Source organism: Elusimicrobia bacterium HGW-Elusimicrobia-1, assembly GCA_002841695.1.
In the GTDB taxonomy this organism is placed as follows: domain Bacteria; phylum Elusimicrobiota; class Endomicrobiia; order PHAN01; family PHAN01; genus PHAN01.
This window is the reverse complement of record PHAN01000017.1, coordinates 1-15,873: the sequence shown is the minus strand read 5'-3', so window position 1 is coordinate 15,873 and position 15,873 is coordinate 1. Positions and strand designations below refer to the sequence as shown.

The window sequence follows — 15,873 nt, the reverse complement described above, 5'->3', positions numbered from 1 at the left end:
AACCCCCCGCGGACAATAGTTGACACCGGCTGTGATTAAAATCACAGCCGACGCTTTGACAAAAGGCGCTCAACGATTAGAGAAATTATATGCCGGTCTACTCGGCTTCGCAGACAATGACGGACGATTCGCAAACCACAGCGCCGCTATCGTCCAGCAGGCGGGCGGCCAGAACGTGTTCGCCGCTCTCGGCGGGATTCCAGTCGAACCATCGAAATCCCACGGCCTCGCGGCAGGACATCCACGGTCCGCCGTTTATGGAGAGTTCGGCGTGGCCGGAAGCGGAGCACGAAATCCTTATGGCGTAGTAACTCCGTGAAATACTGTCGCCGTGCGACGGATGATCTATGCTTATTTGATGTTTAACCGGAGACACGCGGGGTTTAGCCGCTTTCTTGATTTTAGCCGCCGCTTTCGGAGATTTGACCCCCCGAGCGGGCGACAACGGTTTCACTTCTTTTGCGACTGCCTTCTTACTTGCGACTTTCTTTGCCATAAATGCTCCTCCTTTCCGCCTGACGACCGCGACTTCGGCGCGCGAGGCGGCTATTTGGCTCTGACTGTGTCGAATTTTCTTCTTTCTATTATAAAATCTATCTCGTCCGAGAGTTCCTTGTTGTCGGTTTTCAGCGCAAGAAAATCGCGCTTCAAAAGCACAAAAACTTCCGCGGGAGCCAGCGTTCTGACGGTCGCCGTAGTGGGCTCGTCGGACACCAGGGACATCTCCCCGAAGAAATCACCCTCTTTAAGCGCCGCCAGGCGCGCGCTGCCGAACCATCCTTTTTTCTTGGAGACCTCGCACTCGCCGCTTCTTATTATATAGAGAGCTCCTCCGACGGCGCCCTCTTTGATTATGGATTTTCCCTTCTCGTAGGAATACACTCCGAATTTCGCGACAATCCGGTCGATGTTATCGATAGTAACCTTTGTGAAGAAGTTTACTCTTCTTAAATTTTTGAACAGCCACGATACTTCGTCCTGCGTAAGAGTTCTTGACATTTCCTGTTCCTCCATATTAAGCGTTGCCCCGAACCGTGCGCGTTTTGCAACCGAGTTTTCGCTAAATTGAGCCAAATAAAAAAGTTACCCCATGGTTGTCATTGCGAGCCGCCCGCAGGGCGGCGCGGCAATCTCTCTGTGCGCTTTGGCGAGATTGCTTCGTCAGTCGCTTCGCTCCTTCCTCGCAATGACACTCGGGAAGTATTTTTCAACTGCCTCAAATTATATTCTGCTTGAATAGTGTTAATCGTGCGGACGACCGAAGAGCGAAAATCCTTCAATGACCCGACGTTTCTTACCACGATGTCGGCGCGCGATGATTTGCGCGCTTGCGGCAGATGCGCGCGTATCATTCCGGCCGCCGTGCGGCGGGGAATTCCTTTGGCAGCCATCCGCGCAAGAAGAATACGGCGCGGAGCGGCGACCGTTACAATCGTATTAAACATTTTTTCGAGGTTTTTTTCAAAAAGCAGCGGAACCTCCGCCGCGAAAGGGCGGCGGGAGAGGCGGGCGGACAAAATCGCCCCGCGGAGTTCGCCTATTACCGCCGGATGAATTATTTTTTCAAGGGCGCGCCGCCTTGAGCCGTCAAGGAAAATTTCGCGGGCGATTTCTTTTCTGGCTAATGTTCCGAATATTTTTTTTACGGCGACGCGAGTTTTGCGGCGCGCAAAAACTCTGCGGGCGGCGTCATCGGCGGAAAAAGTCCCGAAGCCCTCGCGGGCGAATACCTTAAGCGCCGTCGACTTGCCCGAAGCCGGCAGCCCCGTTATACCCACGACGGGCGGAATTTTGACGGTCTTAATTTTTATCGCCATATCGAGTTTTTCTTTCTCTTGCCTCTATTAATCATTCTGGATTCCCGTTTACACGGGAATGACAATTTGGCGAGGACGTGTAACTTCGGGCGACCAAGTGCCTGCCCCGAACTTGTTTCGGGATCGCCCCTGCGCGGTTAACCGCGAGCCGCGTTTTTTGTTTCTACAAGCCACTAACCACTATCCACTAACTACTGCCTTTACCGACTTTTATCATCTCGTCCCAATTGGGTCCGGTTTTCACGTCGACGGCCACGGGGACGTTCAGCCGCACGGCGGATTCCATTTCTTTCTTGACGAAAACCGCGAAATCCGCCGCGACGGCCGACGGCACTTCAAACATCAGGTCGTCGTGCACCTGAACCAGCATACGCGCGGCGGAATTCTGGGAGCGCAGTTTGCGGTGTATGTTTATCATCGCGACCTTTATTATGTCGGCCGAAGTCCCCTGCACGGGCGTGTTCATAGCTATGCGTTCGGCCGAAGCGCGAATCTGCGCGTTTGAAGAGTTGATTTCCGGAATGTACCTGATGCGCCCCAGAAGCGTGGACACGGAACCGGTTTTGCGGACGTCGGACAAAACGCGCTCGACCCATTTTTTGACGCCGGAGTATCTGGCAAAATAATTATCGATATATTCGGCGGCGGTCTTCTGGTCTATGCCCAGCGACTGCGAAAGCGCGAACGGACCCATACCGTAAATTATTCCGAAATTGATGGTTTTGGCGGCGCGGCGGAGCGAGTCGAAATCCTCTTTTTTATCGCCGAAAAGTTCGCGGGCGGTGCGAGCGTGAATATCTTCGCCGGAACGGAAGGCCTCGGTCAGGCCGGGATCTTCGGATAGGTGCGCCAGTACCCTTAGGTCTATCTGCGAATAGTCCGCGGAAAGAAGCGCAAATCCGTCTTCGGCAACGAATCCGCGGCGGATTTTTCTGCCCTCTTCGGAACGAACGGGGATATTTTGCAAATTAGGGTCCGACGAGGAAAGCCGTCCGGTGGCGGTTACCGTCTGATTGAAGGAACTGTGTATGCGCCGCGTGCCTTGTTCGGCCGAGGCAAGTATCGAATCCACGTAAGTAGATTTGAGTTTGGCAAGCTCCCTGTGAGCCAGTATTTTTTTGGGCAGTTCGTGCTGCGACGAAAGCAACACAAGGACTTCTTCGTCGGTGGAATAGCCGGTTTTTGTCTTTCTTACGGGCGGGAGTTTCAGTTTGTCGAAAAGAATCGCGGCAAGTTGTTTCGGAGAATTCAGATTGAAATCTTCGCCGGCGATTGCGCGGGCTTCCTTTTCAATCGCGGCGATTTTGGCGCCGAACTCCGCCTGAAGCGCCTCAAAGTGTCCGGTGTTTATCTTGATGCCGGCTTCTTCCATCGCGGCCAGAACTTCCACGAGAGGCATTTCGATATCGCGGAAAAGTTTGTCGAGATTTTTTTCCGTCAGGGCGGTTTGAAACTTATCGCGCAGAGCCAGCGTGTAGTGAGCGTCGGCGGCCGCGTATTTGGCCGCATCCTCCACGGCGACTTCGGCCATGGTTATCTGTTTTTTGCCCTTGCCTATGAGTTCTCTTATTTCGGTCATAGTATCGCCTATGACGGCAAAAACGACATCCTTGAGCCCGTGATTGGGCTTCGACGGATTCAGGCAGTACGATGCCACCATTGTGTCGAAGTTTTCGCCTTTTATTTCGACGCCGTATCTGCCTAGAACCATCATTTCATATTTCAGGTTGTGGGCTATTTTGACGATACTCCCGTCTTCAAGCAGCGGTTTCAGGGCTCTGAGGAGGTCGTCGACGGAAATCTGCTCCGGCGCGCCGAGATACCGGTGTCCGGCGGGGATGTAAAACGCTTCGCCGCCGGATACCGCGCACGAAATCCCCACGATTTGAGCGCGCAAAGTGTCTATCGACGTGGTTTCAAGGTCCACGGCCAACGCTCCGGCGGCGCGGGCGGAGGATGTCATTGCGTCGAGGTCTTTTTGCGTATAAATCGTTTTTACGCCGAACGCCCGCGACGGTTCGGCAGCCGCGCCCGGTATTTCCCTAAGCAGCGACGTGAACTCGTATCTTTTGACCAGAGCCGACAGCGCGGCGCCGTCGGGCGCGGCCACGATATAACCGTCGGGAGACGACGGCGCGGGCGCGTCCTTGCGAAGCATTACCAGATCAAGCGACATAAACGCCGCGTCGCGGCCGGATTCGAGTTTTTGCCGCGCGGACTCGTTGATCGACGGAAGATTATCGTAAATACCTTTGATTCCGCCGTATTCTTTTATGAGTTTTGAAGCCGCCACGGGGCCTATGCCGGCCACGCCCGGAACATTATCCGATTTGTCGCCCACGAGCGCAAGATAATCCGCAAAAGCCGACGGCGAAACGCCATAGGTTTCCTCGACCGCCGCCTCGTCGAATATTTTATCCTTGGGTTCGTTGAGCACCTTCACCTTGCCGCCGACAAGTTGCAGTATATCCTTGTCGCCGGTAACGACGACGATCTCCGAGAAACTGTCCTTCATTTTTGAGACGGCGGCGGCTATAAGATCGTCGGCCTCGAAACCTTCGGTCTCAATCTGCGGAATCCCCATGGCGCGCACGAATTCCCTGACTATGGGAAATTGATTTTTAAGTTCCTGGTCGGTTTTTTTGCGGGTGGCCTTGTATTCGGGATATTTTTTGTGGCGGAAGTTGGGCGCGGGATAGTCGAAGCAAACGGCAAGCCGGTCGGGTTTGTATTTTTTCAGGATTTTAAGCAGCACGCGGACCGTGCCGTAAACGGCGTTGGTGCTTTCTCCCGACGAAGTCGCAAGATTCGATATGGCGTGATATGCCCGGTGTATTACGGCGTTCCCGTCGATGAGATAGAGTTTCATGTCGCCTTTTTCTTAAAGAACAAAACACAGTGGCAATAACCGTCTTTATCTATCTCATCCTTGTGCCACTTGCAGGGACAAATTTTGAACTTATCCTCGTCGCGGTTGCCGCTCAACGGTCTGCACGGACAATAGCGCGCGCCGTGTTTTATTTTGTTGCGGGCAAGACCTTCCACGACAGCATCGACGATTTTGGGATCCGGATTGATATCGAATCCCTCGCGCTCGGCGTAGGCGCGCGCGTAATCGTAAATTTTGGCTTTTTCTTCCGCGATTTTTTGCGCGGCAGTAGTTTCCTTGCGTTCGGGTTCGTTCATTTTATTTTTTCCTCGACGATGATTTGGACTTGCCTCTTTTGGGGGCGGGCTTTACCGGCTCCGGCTTATAGGCGAGCGCCTCGTCGGCCGTTGTGACCCATTCGTCGTACAAGGTCTCGCTGAAACCCACCCACCTCTTTGATATCTCGCCGCGTTTGTCTATCATTATGAAAGTCGGGATACCCCTGACACCGTACCGTCGCGCGGTGACATCGTCGCCGACGGCGCTGATGTATTTGATATTTTTTTCCGCGGAAAGTTTCCTGGCCGTGTCGATATTTTCCATATTGATACCTATGACCGCAAAATCCTTGTTTTGGGCGTATTTTTCATAGAGTTTCTTAACGCTTGGTATAGAGGCGCGGCAAGGCGGACACCAACCCGCCCAGAAATCCAGAAAAACGACTTTACCCTTGAAATCTTCGAGCCGCGCGGTTTTTCCGTCGACGGTCGTAAGCGAAAACTGATAAGCGGACGCGGACGTCTGCGCATGAACGCCGCCCGCCAGGGCGAGACCGAAAAATATCGTCAGAATCAATTTTCTCATTTTTCCTCCGTATAAATTTCCGGCGGCTTTCTTTTGTGTTCCGACCGGCGCGCCATGGCGGCGACTTTGGAATTATCGATGCGGCCCGTTCGTCCGGCGGCGCGCAAAGCGCGTTCGATTTCTTCGTAGGTAACGCCCATTTCCCCTTCGTCCGTCTGACCGGGCCAAAGACCGGCGGAGGGCGGCTTCTCCATAACCGAACGCGGAACGCCCAATTCCCGCGCCAGAGCGTAAACCTCGCTCTTATAGAATGAGCCCAACGGAAGCGCGTCGGCGCCTCCGTCTCCGTGCTTTGTAAAATATCCCACGGCAATCTCGGATTTGTTGCCGGTCCCGACCACCAAAAAATTATACAGATTCGCGAAGTAATAGAGCGCCGCCATTCTCAGGCGCGGTTTAAGATTGGACGCGGCAAGGGAAGCGCCTGCGGGCAGTATTTTCAGGAACGCCCGATACACAGGTTTGATATCGACGATTTTTGTTTTCAGCCGGAATTTTTTTGCAACCGCAGCGGCGTCTTTCATATCATCGGGAGACGAGCCGCAGGGCATAATCAGACATAAAAGACGGGCGCCCGCGGCCTTTTTGCACAGCGCCGCGACAACGGCGGAATCCACTCCGCCGGAGAGCCCCACGACACATCCCCGCGCGCGGGCGGCGCGGACTCTGTTTTTGATCCATTTTACGACGGAGGCGGAACGTTTCATATACATCGCGCGCAAAAAAAATGCGCCCAAGTGGGGGGAACTTGGGCGCGTAGGACGGGTGTTGATTCTTTGGGAAAATTGTACAAAATCGCGGCACGCCTTGTCAAGTCCCCGCCGGCACTGCTTGAATATTATTATATCAAAAATATGACTTAACCGCGTCTTATTGAGCCGCGCATGATCAGGTGAGGATCAATATACTTCGTCGCAAAATACCGATACAAAATTCCCCGCGGCTGCGCCGGAACGCGGACGCAATTTTATTTCCCCGTCGACTTCGGGAGCGCAGAAATACGGGCGGGCGGTCGAGGGCGTCGTAACAAGCGCTTTGATTTTTTTTCCGCTGAAACTATCGAGCGCGCGGCGATTCGTCCGACGGGCGGCCGCCAGCGCGGCGGCAAGACGTCGCTTCACGACGGACGCGGAAGGAACCGGCAGTTGTGACCGCGCCGAAACGGTGCCGGACATCGCGGAATAGGCGAATATCCCCGTCCACATAAAATGTCCCTCGTTGATGAAGTCAATAAGCTCTCTGAAATCTTTATCGCTCTCGCCGGGATGTCCGACGATAAACGTGGTTCTTAGGGCGATTCCCGGAACGCGCGATTTAAGTTTTTTGACCGACTCGCGCGGAGATTCGCCGCCGGTGGGACGGCCCATCGCCCTCAGCACTCCGCAGGAGACGTGCTGCAACGGGACGTCGAGGTAGCGCACGATTTTACGCGAGGCCGACATAACCGAGAGCATATCGCCGGATATCGTCGAAGGATGACAGTAGAGAAGCCGGATCCACTCGATGCCGCGTATTTTTTCAAGCCGTCCCAGAAGTCCGGCGATAGACGTGCGACGCGACGGCGGCATATCCAATCCGTACCCCGAAGTGTCCTGCGATATCAGATTCAATTCTTTTACGCCCATTGAAGCAAGACGCCCGGCCTCGCGCACGATGTCGTCGGCGGGACGGCTTTTGTAAGTCCCGCGCAGCGACGGTATAAGACAGTAATTGCAGCGATGGCCGCAGCCCTCGGCAACGCGCAGATACGCCCATGGGCTTCCCGCCGGATGCGCGCGGGATTCGGCGTCGTGAAAACCGCCGGGCGCGCCGAGCATACCGGAAATTCCGGTCTTCCGTCCGAGAATGACGTCCGCCGCGTCGCCAAGACGTCCCGTGCCGACGACGACGTCGGCCGCAGCGACGGCTGAGGCGACTTTATCGGGAGCGGTTTTGAGCGCGGACATCTGCGCCAGACAGCCGGAAACTATCAACCGCGAACCCTTCGACTTGCGACGCGCCGCCCTGTGAATGGCCGCCGCGGATTCGTCAAGAGCGTCGCCGATGAATGAACAAGTGTGTACCACCAGCACATCGGCCGCGGAAGGTTCGGACACGAGTTCGGCGCCCGACGCCAAAAGACGTCCGGCGAGGGTCTCGGACTCCGTAAGATTTTTAGCACAGCCGAGAGTTTCGATGTAAACTTTCATAGATTAAGATCGTCGAAAAATCCCACAAAATGTCATTCTGAACCCTTCGCTTTTGTCACCCTGAGTGAAACGAAGGGTCTCGCCTTTAACTCAGGGCATGCTCCGTGAAGGGTCTCGTTCGTCGTCGAAAGACGAGATTCTTCGCGGAGTTTATCCTGAGGCATTATGAGATTCTTCGCGGAGTTTATCCTGAGCGAAAAGCTGAGATTCTTCGCTTCGCTCAGAATGACATCGCGAAGGACTCAGAATGACGCTCGCCGAAGGACTCAGAATGACACCGGCGAAGGACTCAGAATAACGAATAAAGGTGTTTTTTAATGGTCTCATTATACGGAATACGGAGGGCTACTGCCTGATAATCTCGGCGCCCTTGGGCGGAGTGAACTTGAAAGTGTCTTTGGCGAGGGCGGGATTGCGTTTGAAGCCGGAAATATCCGTGGTGATTTTTACGCCTTTTGAAACGAGTTCCGTCGACAGCGGATCCAGCGATGATGCGTCGAACAGCATAAACATGGCAAACCCCGATTTTCTGTCTTCAAGAGCGAGTTTTATCGTATCCGTGGAACTCTCGACTTGTTTGAGGTTATATTTGTCTCTTATGGCCGAAATATTTCCCGCGAAACTGTCAGGCCAGCCGAAAAGCATTCCGGTGTCTTTTATCTTTTTCCAGTCGGAAACCACCAGCTGATTTGTGTCGGCATTATAATTGCGCAAAGTTTTTCCGTCGGAAACGGTTATCTGGCGGATGGGTTTTTTTAATTCTATGCGAAGATGCCCGGGTTTCATGAAAATCACGCTGCCTGTGTTTTTCTGGACGTAATCCTGTATGTCGAATCTTACCGTCTGCGCAAAATCAAAAGAAACGGAGGACGTTTCTTTTTCCCGGGCCTCAAGCCGCGCAAAAACATCTGTGGAAGATTTCACTTCCGCCGTCGAGGGTTCGACGGCCATGCCTCGGTTCGCAACGCTTATAAGAAGCGACATCGCCGCCGCAAAAAAAACGAGGCGGCTATTCTTTCGCGGTAGATTCCTCATTGGCAAGATGCTCCTGTATTTTATCGTAATGGATAGTCCATCTGTTGGTGCCTTCGGGCTTCATTATGAATCCGTCTTTTTCCAGCAAGCTCAAAACGTTTGTGGCCTGCGCGGATGATCCGAAATGCGCTTTGAGCAAATCCTGCGAAACCCTGCGCCGCTCAAGCACCAGCCGCAACGCGGAAAGTATATACTGTTTCTCTTTTTCCTCTTTTTCCCTGTCAACAGGAGCGGCGGAGGCCGCGGCGCCGTCGCGCCTTACATATTCCTCGTATGAGGGCTTATGCCCCTGCGCGAGTATATATTTTGCGACATTTTCGGCGTCTTTCGTCGATACAAACGTACCCTGCAGGCGCACGGGACGAGGCGCGCCGGGAGGCAGAAAAAGCATATCGCCCCTGCCCAAAAGTTCGTCGGCGCCGATAGCGTCGAGTATAACGCGAGAATCAACTTTTGAAGTGGTCTGAAAAGCGATGCGGGCGGAAAAATTGGCTTTGATGACTCCGGTGATAACGTCCACCGACGGACGCTGCGTGGCCAGAACCAGATGAATACCGACGGCGCGGGCCATTTGAGCCAGGCGCTGTATATCGTCTTCTATTTCTCTTCTTGAAATCAACATCAAGTCGGCGAGTTCGTCTATTATGACGACAATATAATGAACCGGATGCATCCCCTCGACGGAGCGGGAGCGGGCGAGTTCGTTGAAACTTTCTATGTTTCTTACGGTATGTTTGGCGAAAAGTTCGTAACGCTTTTCCATTATATAAACGAGTTGTTTAAGCGTTGACATTGCCTTGCGCGCGTCGGTAATGATGCCGACTTTATCGGGAGTCACGCTCGGATCGTACAAATGCGGAAGTCCGGCGTAAATAGGAAGTTCCAGACGCTTCGGGTCGATAAGAATAAATTTGAGTTCGTCGGGGCGGGCTTTAAGAAGAATCGAGACGATGAGAGAATGAATACACACGCTCTTGCCGGAGCCGGTGGCGCCGGCGATAAGAAGGTGCGGCATGGGAATAATGTCCGTTACATACGGAACGCCGTCCGTTGTCTGACCCAACGCGAATGTGAGAGGCGAGGGATTTTTAACGAAATCATCCGCCTGCGCCATTTCTTTTATGGTGACTATGCGAGTCGCCGGATTGGGCACTTCTATGCCGACAGCGGATTTTTCCGGTATGGGCACTATGCGTATGGACGCGGCTTTGAGGGCCAGCGCGAGATTGTCCTGCAGAGTCGTAATGCTCTGATATTTTATGCCGGCTTCAAGATTCAGGTCGTAGCGTGTAACGACGGGGCCCGGGATTATGTCGCCGACTTCAACTTTTATGCCGAAATCGCCGAGGGTCTGCTGAAGAACCTTGGCGCGGTCCAGATGCGCGTGATGCTGTTCTTCCTCGGCGCTGTTTTTGGGCGGAGTGAGAATATCAAGAGGCGGAATTTTATAATTGACGTACTGTGGAGGAGCCGGCGGAAACTGAGCCGGAGGCGGCGCGGGCGTCTGCGACCGCGCGGGCGCGGAAGGTTTGACGGGCGCTTTCGGCGGCGTCGCCGTCTGTGCCGCCTCGGGCGCGACGGCCTTCGCGCGGGCTTTGCCGACTTCATCGGAGCCGGATGACGACGCCACCCGACGGTCGTCGAGTTTTTTGGCCAGCGCGCGGACTTTGCGGTATTCTTCGATGTCGCGTTTAGCGACGTCGTAAACTCTATGGAAAATATCCTTGAAAGAAAAATCCTTGATTACGCTCAACGCATACAGGAAAACGGTAAGATTGAGCGCGCCTCCGACTGCCGGGCCGAACAATCTGGTGAAAAACTCGGCGACGTTCTTGCCCAACAGTCCGCCGTAGTTCGGCACCGCCGGAAAATAAACATTTACGAATTTAACGAGTCCGCACAGCAGAGCCACTTCGAGGGCCGAAAGCGCGAAGTCCATCCGCCACTTCTTTTCGTTTTTCGAGCGCCAGAGCGACACGCCTTCGTAGGCCAGCCACAGGGCAAAAATATAGGCAACCCTCCCGAAAAAGTTCAGCAGTATCCGGGCGGCAATTTTCCCCACCACGCCGGAGCGGTCGTTGAAAACTATGAAATAAAACATCACCGCGCCCGCAATCGTCAATCCCGCGGCCAGATACGGCCTTATGTCGGCGGGTTTTCCGGATTTTTTGCGAAGAAGCCGTGATTGAAATTTATAGTATGTCATAGAAAAAACTTAAAGGAATTGACCATCAACCACATTGTTTTAATCCCGGATTGTAACGGATTTTCATTACACACCCCGTCCCGCCTATGGCGGGACACCCCTCTTTTTAGAGGGGAATATGGGCAAGGGGGTTGTTTCGTAAGGTGATTTGACATCAATAAAAATCTGTTTTCATCTTCCGAAAATAATTCCCGCGGCGGCAAGCGCCCAGAGATAATACGAAAAATACGACAACCGCCGCGACTCCATGACTTTAAGTAAAAATCCTATGGCGAATAAACCCGATACGAACGCCAAAACCATCGAAACCGCCATCGGCGCGTAAGAAACATCCTGTACCGGGGCGGACAAAGCGTCTTTGAGTTCCAGCAGCGCGGCTCCCGCCACGGCCGGAATGGAAATTATAAACGAAAACTCGGCGGCTTCCCGTCGGCCGATGCCCATCGCCAGAGCCGCGGATATAGTGGCTCCGGAACGGCTTATGCCGGGCAAAACGGCAACGCCCTGGACGACCCCGACGGCTACGGCCTTAAGCGGCGTTATCGTCTTCCATACGGAACCGGCCTCCGCCGGAGAAACTTCCGCGTCGGAAACCGCATTGCGCGTTTTAGACGCCGCAAATAAAAAGGCGCCCGTCGACGCCATTAAGATATACACCCACGAAATCCGTCCGGCGAAAATCTTTTCCACCTGCGATTTAAGAGCCAGTCCGATCAGCGCCGTGGGCAGCGACGCGGCCGCCACCAGCAACCACGCGCGCGGAGACATCGCCGCTTCCGCTATGCGCCGCCTGAAAAAAACAATCACGGCGGCAAGCGTGGCAAGATGCAGCGCGACGGAAACAGCCAGAGACGAATCGCCGAGTTTAAGGAATGCGCCCAGAATGGCAAGATGTCCGCTGGAAGATACCGGCAAAAATTCGGTCAACCCTTGAACTATGCCCAGAAAAGAAAGTGACGGAAGCGATGTGGTCATCGGACGGAGGCGGGTTTGTCTTCCCGCGAATTATTTCTTAATCGATACGAAAATTGTGTTGCCCTTGGCTTCCATAACGATTTTATTTTCGCGGGCAAGCCATCCCAGCGCCAGAAAAACTTCGGAATTGGAAAGCGAAAGGCCCGTCTTTATCTTAATGATGCCCGACGGCTCGCTGGCTTCGCTTAAAAATCGCCAGACAGCGCCGGCCGCCGCGCCGATTTTTTCGTTCATCATTCCACCAGCATTATCGGCTGACCCTGCGTCACACCGATGCCGTTTTCGACGAGGATTTTTACGATTTTGACGCGCGAGTCGGCCTTGATTTCGTTCATCACCTTCATCGCCTCGATGATACAGAGGGTCTTCCCGGCGTCAACCGTATCGCCTTCGGACGAAAACGGAGGCGATTTCGGCGACGAAGACCTGTAGAAAATGCCGTTGATGGGCGATGTAAGATTTCGTCCGGCGGGGAGCGCGGGTTCTTTCTGCGGAACGGAAGACGGAGCGGCCGCCCGCCGGCGCGAGTCGTCTGCGGCGCGGCCCGACGATTCTACCGCGTCGTCGGCGCCCGCCCGCCTGATGTAGACGGCGACATCGCCTTCCTTAATCTCCATTTCCAGAAGGCCTTCATCGCACATCGAGCCGTAGGCGTCTTTGACTTTTTCGGCTACGGGCGACAAGCGCGCGCGGCCGTTCTCTTTACCGGAGACGGTCTCGGAGGCGGCATCTTTGGAGACGTTGACGTTCTTCATTGTTACGATTATGCCGACTATTTGCGAAGCTTATTATTGTTGCCCTGTAGAGACAGGTTGATGCGGCCTTTATCGTCGACCTCGGAAACCGTTACGGTCAGTTCGTCGCCTTCCTGCACATAGTCGGTAACGCGCGCCATACGGTCGCGGCTTAATTGCGAAACGTGCACCAGACCCTCTTTCCCGGGCATTATCTCCACGAATGCCCCTATCTTAAGTGTCCTGGTCACCTTGCCTTTGTAGGTCTTGCCCATTTCGGCGTCGGCGGTATAAAACTCCACCATTTGCTTGGCAAGTTCAAGAGCGGCCGCATCAACGGCGGATATGTAAACCTTTCCGTCGTCTTCAACGCTGATATTGGCCTTTGTCTCTTCCTGTATCTTTTTGATGTTCTTGCCGCCGGGGCCTATCAAAGCGCCTATCTTCGAGGGGCTTATCTGAACTATTTCCATTTTGGGAGCGTATTCTGAAATTTCCGGTCTCGGCGCGGCAAGCGCTTTGTCCATCAAATCAAGAATGAAGAATCGCGCGGTTTTGGCGCGTTCAAGAGCATCCTTCATTGTGGCCGCGTCGATGTTCGTGATTTTAAGATCCATCTGAAGGGCTGTTATTCCCTGACGGGTGCCCGCGACCTTAAAGTCCATATCGCCCACGTGATCTTCCATTCCCATTATGTCGGTGAGTATCACGTATTTGGAATCCTCTTTGACGAGGCCCATGGCGACGCCCGCCACGGCGCGTTTGATCGGAACGCCCGCGTCGAACAACGCCAGCGAACCGCCGCAAACGGAAGCCATTGAAGACGAACCGTTGGATTCCAGTATGTCGGATACGACTCTTATCGTGTAAGGAAACTCTTCTGCCTCGGGAAGAACGGGATAAAGAGCCCTTTTGGCAAGAGCGCCGTGGCCCTGTTCCCGCCGGGAAACGCCGCGTTCCGGTTTGGCTTCTCCGGTGGCAAAACCCGGGAAGTTGTAGTGGAACATAAACCGCTCTTTATATTCGCCCTCAAGCACGTCCATTATCTGTTTGTCGCGCGGGGAACCGAGCGTGACGGCGGCAAACGCCTGCGTCTGGCCGCGCTGGAATATGGCCGAGCCGTGCTGACGCTCAAAGTAGTGCGGGTAGCACTCTATGGGGCGGATTTCGTCGGGGTTTCTTCCGTCCGCGCGGGTGTTTTCCTTTATTATAAGCTCGCGCACGACGGCGTAAAACATATCTTCGAGTATCGACGAGGTCTTTTTCTGGGACTCGGGTATCTCGGCGGCGACTTTATCGACGACCTCTTTTTTGGCGGCCGACCATTTGACGTCGCGCTCTTTCTTTTCTTTCGTAAGAACTATCGACTTGACGTCGTCGGTAGAAATTATCGAGAATACCTTCGCTTTAATCGTCTCCACGACCGCGTCGGCGACGGGAAGGTCGATTTTTTTGCCGGCGGGAATGGCCGCGGCCGTCTCTTTCAGGATTTTTTTGATGACACCGCGCGCGAAATCAATGGCCGCAAGTATCTCGTCTTCGGACACTTCGCGGGCGCCGGCTTCTATCATCACGGCGCCGTCTTTCGTGCCGCTCACGACTATGTCAAGAGCGCTGGCGGCCTGCTCGTCGAGCGTGGGGTTGACGACGAACTCGCCGTCTATTTTGCCTACGCGCACCGAAGCCAGATCGTCGCTCATAGGAATCGTCGACAGGCGCAGAGCGCATGCCGCGGCTTCGACGGCCAGTATGTTGGGGTCGTTCGCGCCGTCGTGGGACATCACTATTATGTTGACGTTGGTTTCTTTATACCAGTTTTCGGGGAAAAGCGGGCGGATGGATCTATCTATGAGGCGGGAGGTAAGTATCTCTCTTTCCGACGGACGGCCTTCGCGCTTGAAGAAACCGCCGGGGATTTTTCCCGCGGCATAGGTTCTTTCGCGATAATCCACGGTGAGGGGCAGAAACGCCGCGTTTTCTTTGTCGGTGGGGTTATAAACCACCGTGGCCAGCACTATCGTTTCGCCGATTTTAGCTATACACGCGCCGTCGGCCTGTTTTGCAAGCTGGCCGTGTTCCACGACAAGCGTGCGTTTTGTCTTCTCGTCCAGCATGACTTTTACTTCGTTCTTCATAACATCTCCTTGATGTTTCCTTATCAAAGAGCGAAGGGAGAATAGTAAAAAGCGCCGTCGAAACATCAAGGCACTCTTTGCTTTTCACCCTTCACCCTTGTTGAAGGGGGCGCATATCCGCGCCCTGTCTTATTTTCTTAAATTGAGCGACGCTATTACTTCTTTGTATCTGGCGAAGTCGATTCTTTTGAGGTATTCCAAAAGACGGCGGCGGCGGCCTATGAGACGCAAAAAACCGTGCCGCGAACAGAGGTCTTTGGGGAACTTCTTGAAGTGCTCGTTTAAAAGGTTGATTCTTTCCGTGATTATTCCTATTTGGACCGCGGAAGAACCCGTGTCAGTGGGGTGGACTTTGAACTTCTCGATGATGGGCGCTTTTGATACCGGCATACTGCCTCCTGTTTTTATTATCGTCGAGATTTATCTCGGACGATATGGACCTTGCGGTGGCAAGGACAGGTCGCGACCTGTCCCTACGTTGTTAACCTTTGATAAACATCAAAGGCCGGCCGGCCCGCAGGTGCCGTTGCCGAATTCTATTTATTTTCTCAAAAAAACAAAGATTATAGCTGTCATCGCTCCGACGGTAGTAGCGAACTGTCCCATCCAGAACACAAACATCCAGCGGATGAGGTCGGCCCGCATATTGGCCATATCCACCCGCACTTCATTTCGCAACTCGGCTATATCGCCTTTAGTGGCGATATCTTTCATCATAGCCGTGTCGTGCGTATCCAAGGCAACCTCTATTCCGTGTGCTATATTCTCGGCTTTTTTCTCTTCAAACTCAATTCTTAAAACTTCAAAAACCTTCATCGTGTCAACGTAGGCCGCGGTATCCCCCCTTTAAGTGTCCCCGCTGACTTAGGGGAGATTATACCAAAGTGGGGGGTGTTTGTCAAAAGTTTTTGCTGTCGGGTAATGGACGTGGCCGGCGCCGATAGCGGAGATGTCCGGCTTAAAATTCTTTTTTTGTCGTATTTTTCGTGAGCATTAAACTTTCCCTCAAAAGAGAAGAGGGCGACCAAGGTCGCCCCTACGCGTAGGGG

The 15,873-nt window shown here is 53.8% G+C and carries 16 protein-coding genes; all 16 read right to left on the bottom strand.

Going from position 1 to position 15,873, the window contains the following annotated elements; genetic code table 11:
* Positions 1-97: 97 nt before the first annotated feature.
* On the bottom strand, positions 98-496 hold the full coding sequence (locus tag CVU77_08040) for a hypothetical protein (protein PKN00881.1): 399 nt from the start codon (positions 494-496) through the stop codon (positions 98-100).
* 50 nt (positions 497-546) lie between these two features.
* On the bottom strand, positions 547-1,014 hold the full coding sequence (locus tag CVU77_08035; protein PKN00880.1) for a hypothetical protein: 468 nt from the start codon (positions 1,012-1,014) through the stop codon (positions 547-549).
* An 83-nt stretch (positions 1,015-1,097) separates the two neighbouring features.
* The gene (coaE, locus tag CVU77_08030) at positions 1,098-1,817 is read right to left on the bottom strand and encodes a dephospho-CoA kinase (GenBank protein ID PKN00879.1); all 720 of its coding nucleotides are present in this window, start codon (positions 1,815-1,817) and stop codon (positions 1,098-1,100) included.
* A gap of 187 nt (positions 1,818-2,004) precedes the next feature.
* Entirely contained in the window at positions 2,005-4,686 is a 2,682-nt protein-coding gene (locus CVU77_08025; GenBank protein PKN00878.1) for a DNA polymerase I, read from the bottom strand.
* Positions 4,683-5,003, bottom strand: a complete 321-nt coding sequence (locus CVU77_08020; GenBank protein PKN00877.1) for a ferredoxin:thioredoxin reductase — start codon at positions 5,001-5,003, stop codon at positions 4,683-4,685. Before CVU77_08020 ends, CVU77_08025 begins: the two co-directional genes overlap by 4 nt.
* A 1-nt stretch (position 5,004) precedes the next feature.
* Complete coding sequence (locus CVU77_08015; protein ID PKN00876.1) at positions 5,005-5,550, bottom strand: hypothetical protein; 546 nt, start codon at positions 5,548-5,550, stop codon at positions 5,005-5,007.
* Positions 5,547-6,263: an NAD(+) synthetase gene (locus tag CVU77_08010; protein ID PKN00888.1), complete on the bottom strand. Its 717-nt coding sequence runs from the start codon at positions 6,261-6,263 to the stop codon at positions 5,547-5,549. Before CVU77_08010 ends, CVU77_08015 begins: the two co-directional genes overlap by 4 nt.
* A 186-nt stretch (positions 6,264-6,449) precedes the next feature.
* Entirely contained in the window at positions 6,450-7,739 is a 1,290-nt protein-coding gene (locus CVU77_08005; protein ID PKN00875.1) for a 30S ribosomal protein S12 methylthiotransferase RimO, read from the bottom strand.
* Between the two features lie 345 nt (positions 7,740-8,084).
* Complete coding sequence (locus CVU77_08000; protein PKN00874.1) at positions 8,085-8,774, bottom strand: hypothetical protein; 690 nt, start codon at positions 8,772-8,774, stop codon at positions 8,085-8,087.
* Positions 8,749-10,980: a cell division protein FtsK gene (locus tag CVU77_07995; GenBank protein ID PKN00873.1), complete on the bottom strand. Its 2,232-nt coding sequence runs from the start codon at positions 10,978-10,980 to the stop codon at positions 8,749-8,751. Before CVU77_07995 ends, CVU77_08000 begins: the two co-directional genes overlap by 26 nt.
* A 171-nt stretch (positions 10,981-11,151) precedes the next feature.
* Positions 11,152-11,955 (bottom strand): undecaprenyl-diphosphatase, encoded by an 804-nt coding sequence (locus CVU77_07990; GenBank protein PKN00872.1) that lies wholly within the window; start codon positions 11,953-11,955, stop codon positions 11,152-11,154.
* 30 nt (positions 11,956-11,985) lie between these two features.
* Complete coding sequence (locus CVU77_07985) at positions 11,986-12,192, bottom strand: hypothetical protein (protein ID PKN00871.1); 207 nt, start codon at positions 12,190-12,192, stop codon at positions 11,986-11,988.
* Positions 12,189-12,710, bottom strand: coding sequence for an acetyl-CoA carboxylase biotin carboxyl carrier protein subunit (locus CVU77_07980; GenBank protein PKN00870.1), 522 nt, complete (start codon positions 12,708-12,710; stop codon positions 12,189-12,191). Before CVU77_07980 ends, CVU77_07985 begins: the two co-directional genes overlap by 4 nt.
* 17 nt (positions 12,711-12,727) lie before the next feature.
* Positions 12,728-14,803, bottom strand: coding sequence for a polyribonucleotide nucleotidyltransferase (locus tag CVU77_07975; GenBank protein ID PKN00887.1), 2,076 nt, complete (start codon positions 14,801-14,803; stop codon positions 12,728-12,730).
* Between the two features lie 150 nt (positions 14,804-14,953).
* Positions 14,954-15,214, bottom strand: coding sequence for a 30S ribosomal protein S15 (gene rpsO, locus CVU77_07970; GenBank protein ID PKN00869.1), 261 nt, complete (start codon positions 15,212-15,214; stop codon positions 14,954-14,956).
* Positions 15,215-15,364: 150 nt separating this feature from the next.
* Complete coding sequence (locus CVU77_07965; GenBank protein PKN00868.1) at positions 15,365-15,640, bottom strand: hypothetical protein; 276 nt, start codon at positions 15,638-15,640, stop codon at positions 15,365-15,367.
* Positions 15,641-15,873: the final 233 nt, after the last annotated feature.

Coding starts and splice junctions, on each gene's coding strand:
- CVU77_08040 (PKN00881.1), bottom strand. CDS start 496: ATGGCAAAGAAAGTCGCAAGTAAGAAGGCAGTCGCAAAAGAAGTGAAA.
- CVU77_08035 (PKN00880.1), bottom strand. CDS start 1,014: ATGGAGGAACAGGAAATGTCAAGAACTCTTACGCAGGACGAAGTATCG.
- coaE (PKN00879.1), bottom strand. CDS start 1,817: ATGGCGATAAAAATTAAGACCGTCAAAATTCCGCCCGTCGTGGGTATA.
- CVU77_08025 (PKN00878.1), bottom strand. CDS start 4,686: ATGAAACTCTATCTCATCGACGGGAACGCCGTAATACACCGGGCATAT.
- CVU77_08020 (PKN00877.1), bottom strand. CDS start 5,003: ATGAACGAACCCGAACGCAAGGAAACTACTGCCGCGCAAAAAATCGCG.
- CVU77_08015 (PKN00876.1), bottom strand. CDS start 5,550: ATGAGAAAATTGATTCTGACGATATTTTTCGGTCTCGCCCTGGCGGGC.
- CVU77_08010 (PKN00888.1), bottom strand. CDS start 6,263: ATGTATATGAAACGTTCCGCCTCCGTCGTAAAATGGATCAAAAACAGA.
- CVU77_08005 (PKN00875.1), bottom strand. CDS start 7,739: ATGAAAGTTTACATCGAAACTCTCGGCTGTGCTAAAAATCTTACGGAG.
- CVU77_08000 (PKN00874.1), bottom strand. CDS start 8,774: ATGAGGAATCTACCGCGAAAGAATAGCCGCCTCGTTTTTTTTGCGGCG.
- CVU77_07995 (PKN00873.1), bottom strand. CDS start 10,980: ATGACATACTATAAATTTCAATCACGGCTTCTTCGCAAAAAATCCGGA.
- CVU77_07990 (PKN00872.1), bottom strand. CDS start 11,955: ATGACCACATCGCTTCCGTCACTTTCTTTTCTGGGCATAGTTCAAGGG.
- CVU77_07985 (PKN00871.1), bottom strand. CDS start 12,192: ATGATGAACGAAAAAATCGGCGCGGCGGCCGGCGCTGTCTGGCGATTT.
- CVU77_07980 (PKN00870.1), bottom strand. CDS start 12,710: ATGAAGAACGTCAACGTCTCCAAAGATGCCGCCTCCGAGACCGTCTCC.
- CVU77_07975 (PKN00887.1), bottom strand. CDS start 14,803: ATGCTGGACGAGAAGACAAAACGCACGCTTGTCGTGGAACACGGCCAG.
- rpsO (PKN00869.1), bottom strand. CDS start 15,214: ATGCCGGTATCAAAAGCGCCCATCATCGAGAAGTTCAAAGTCCACCCC.
- CVU77_07965 (PKN00868.1), bottom strand. CDS start 15,640: ATGAAGGTTTTTGAAGTTTTAAGAATTGAGTTTGAAGAGAAAAAAGCC.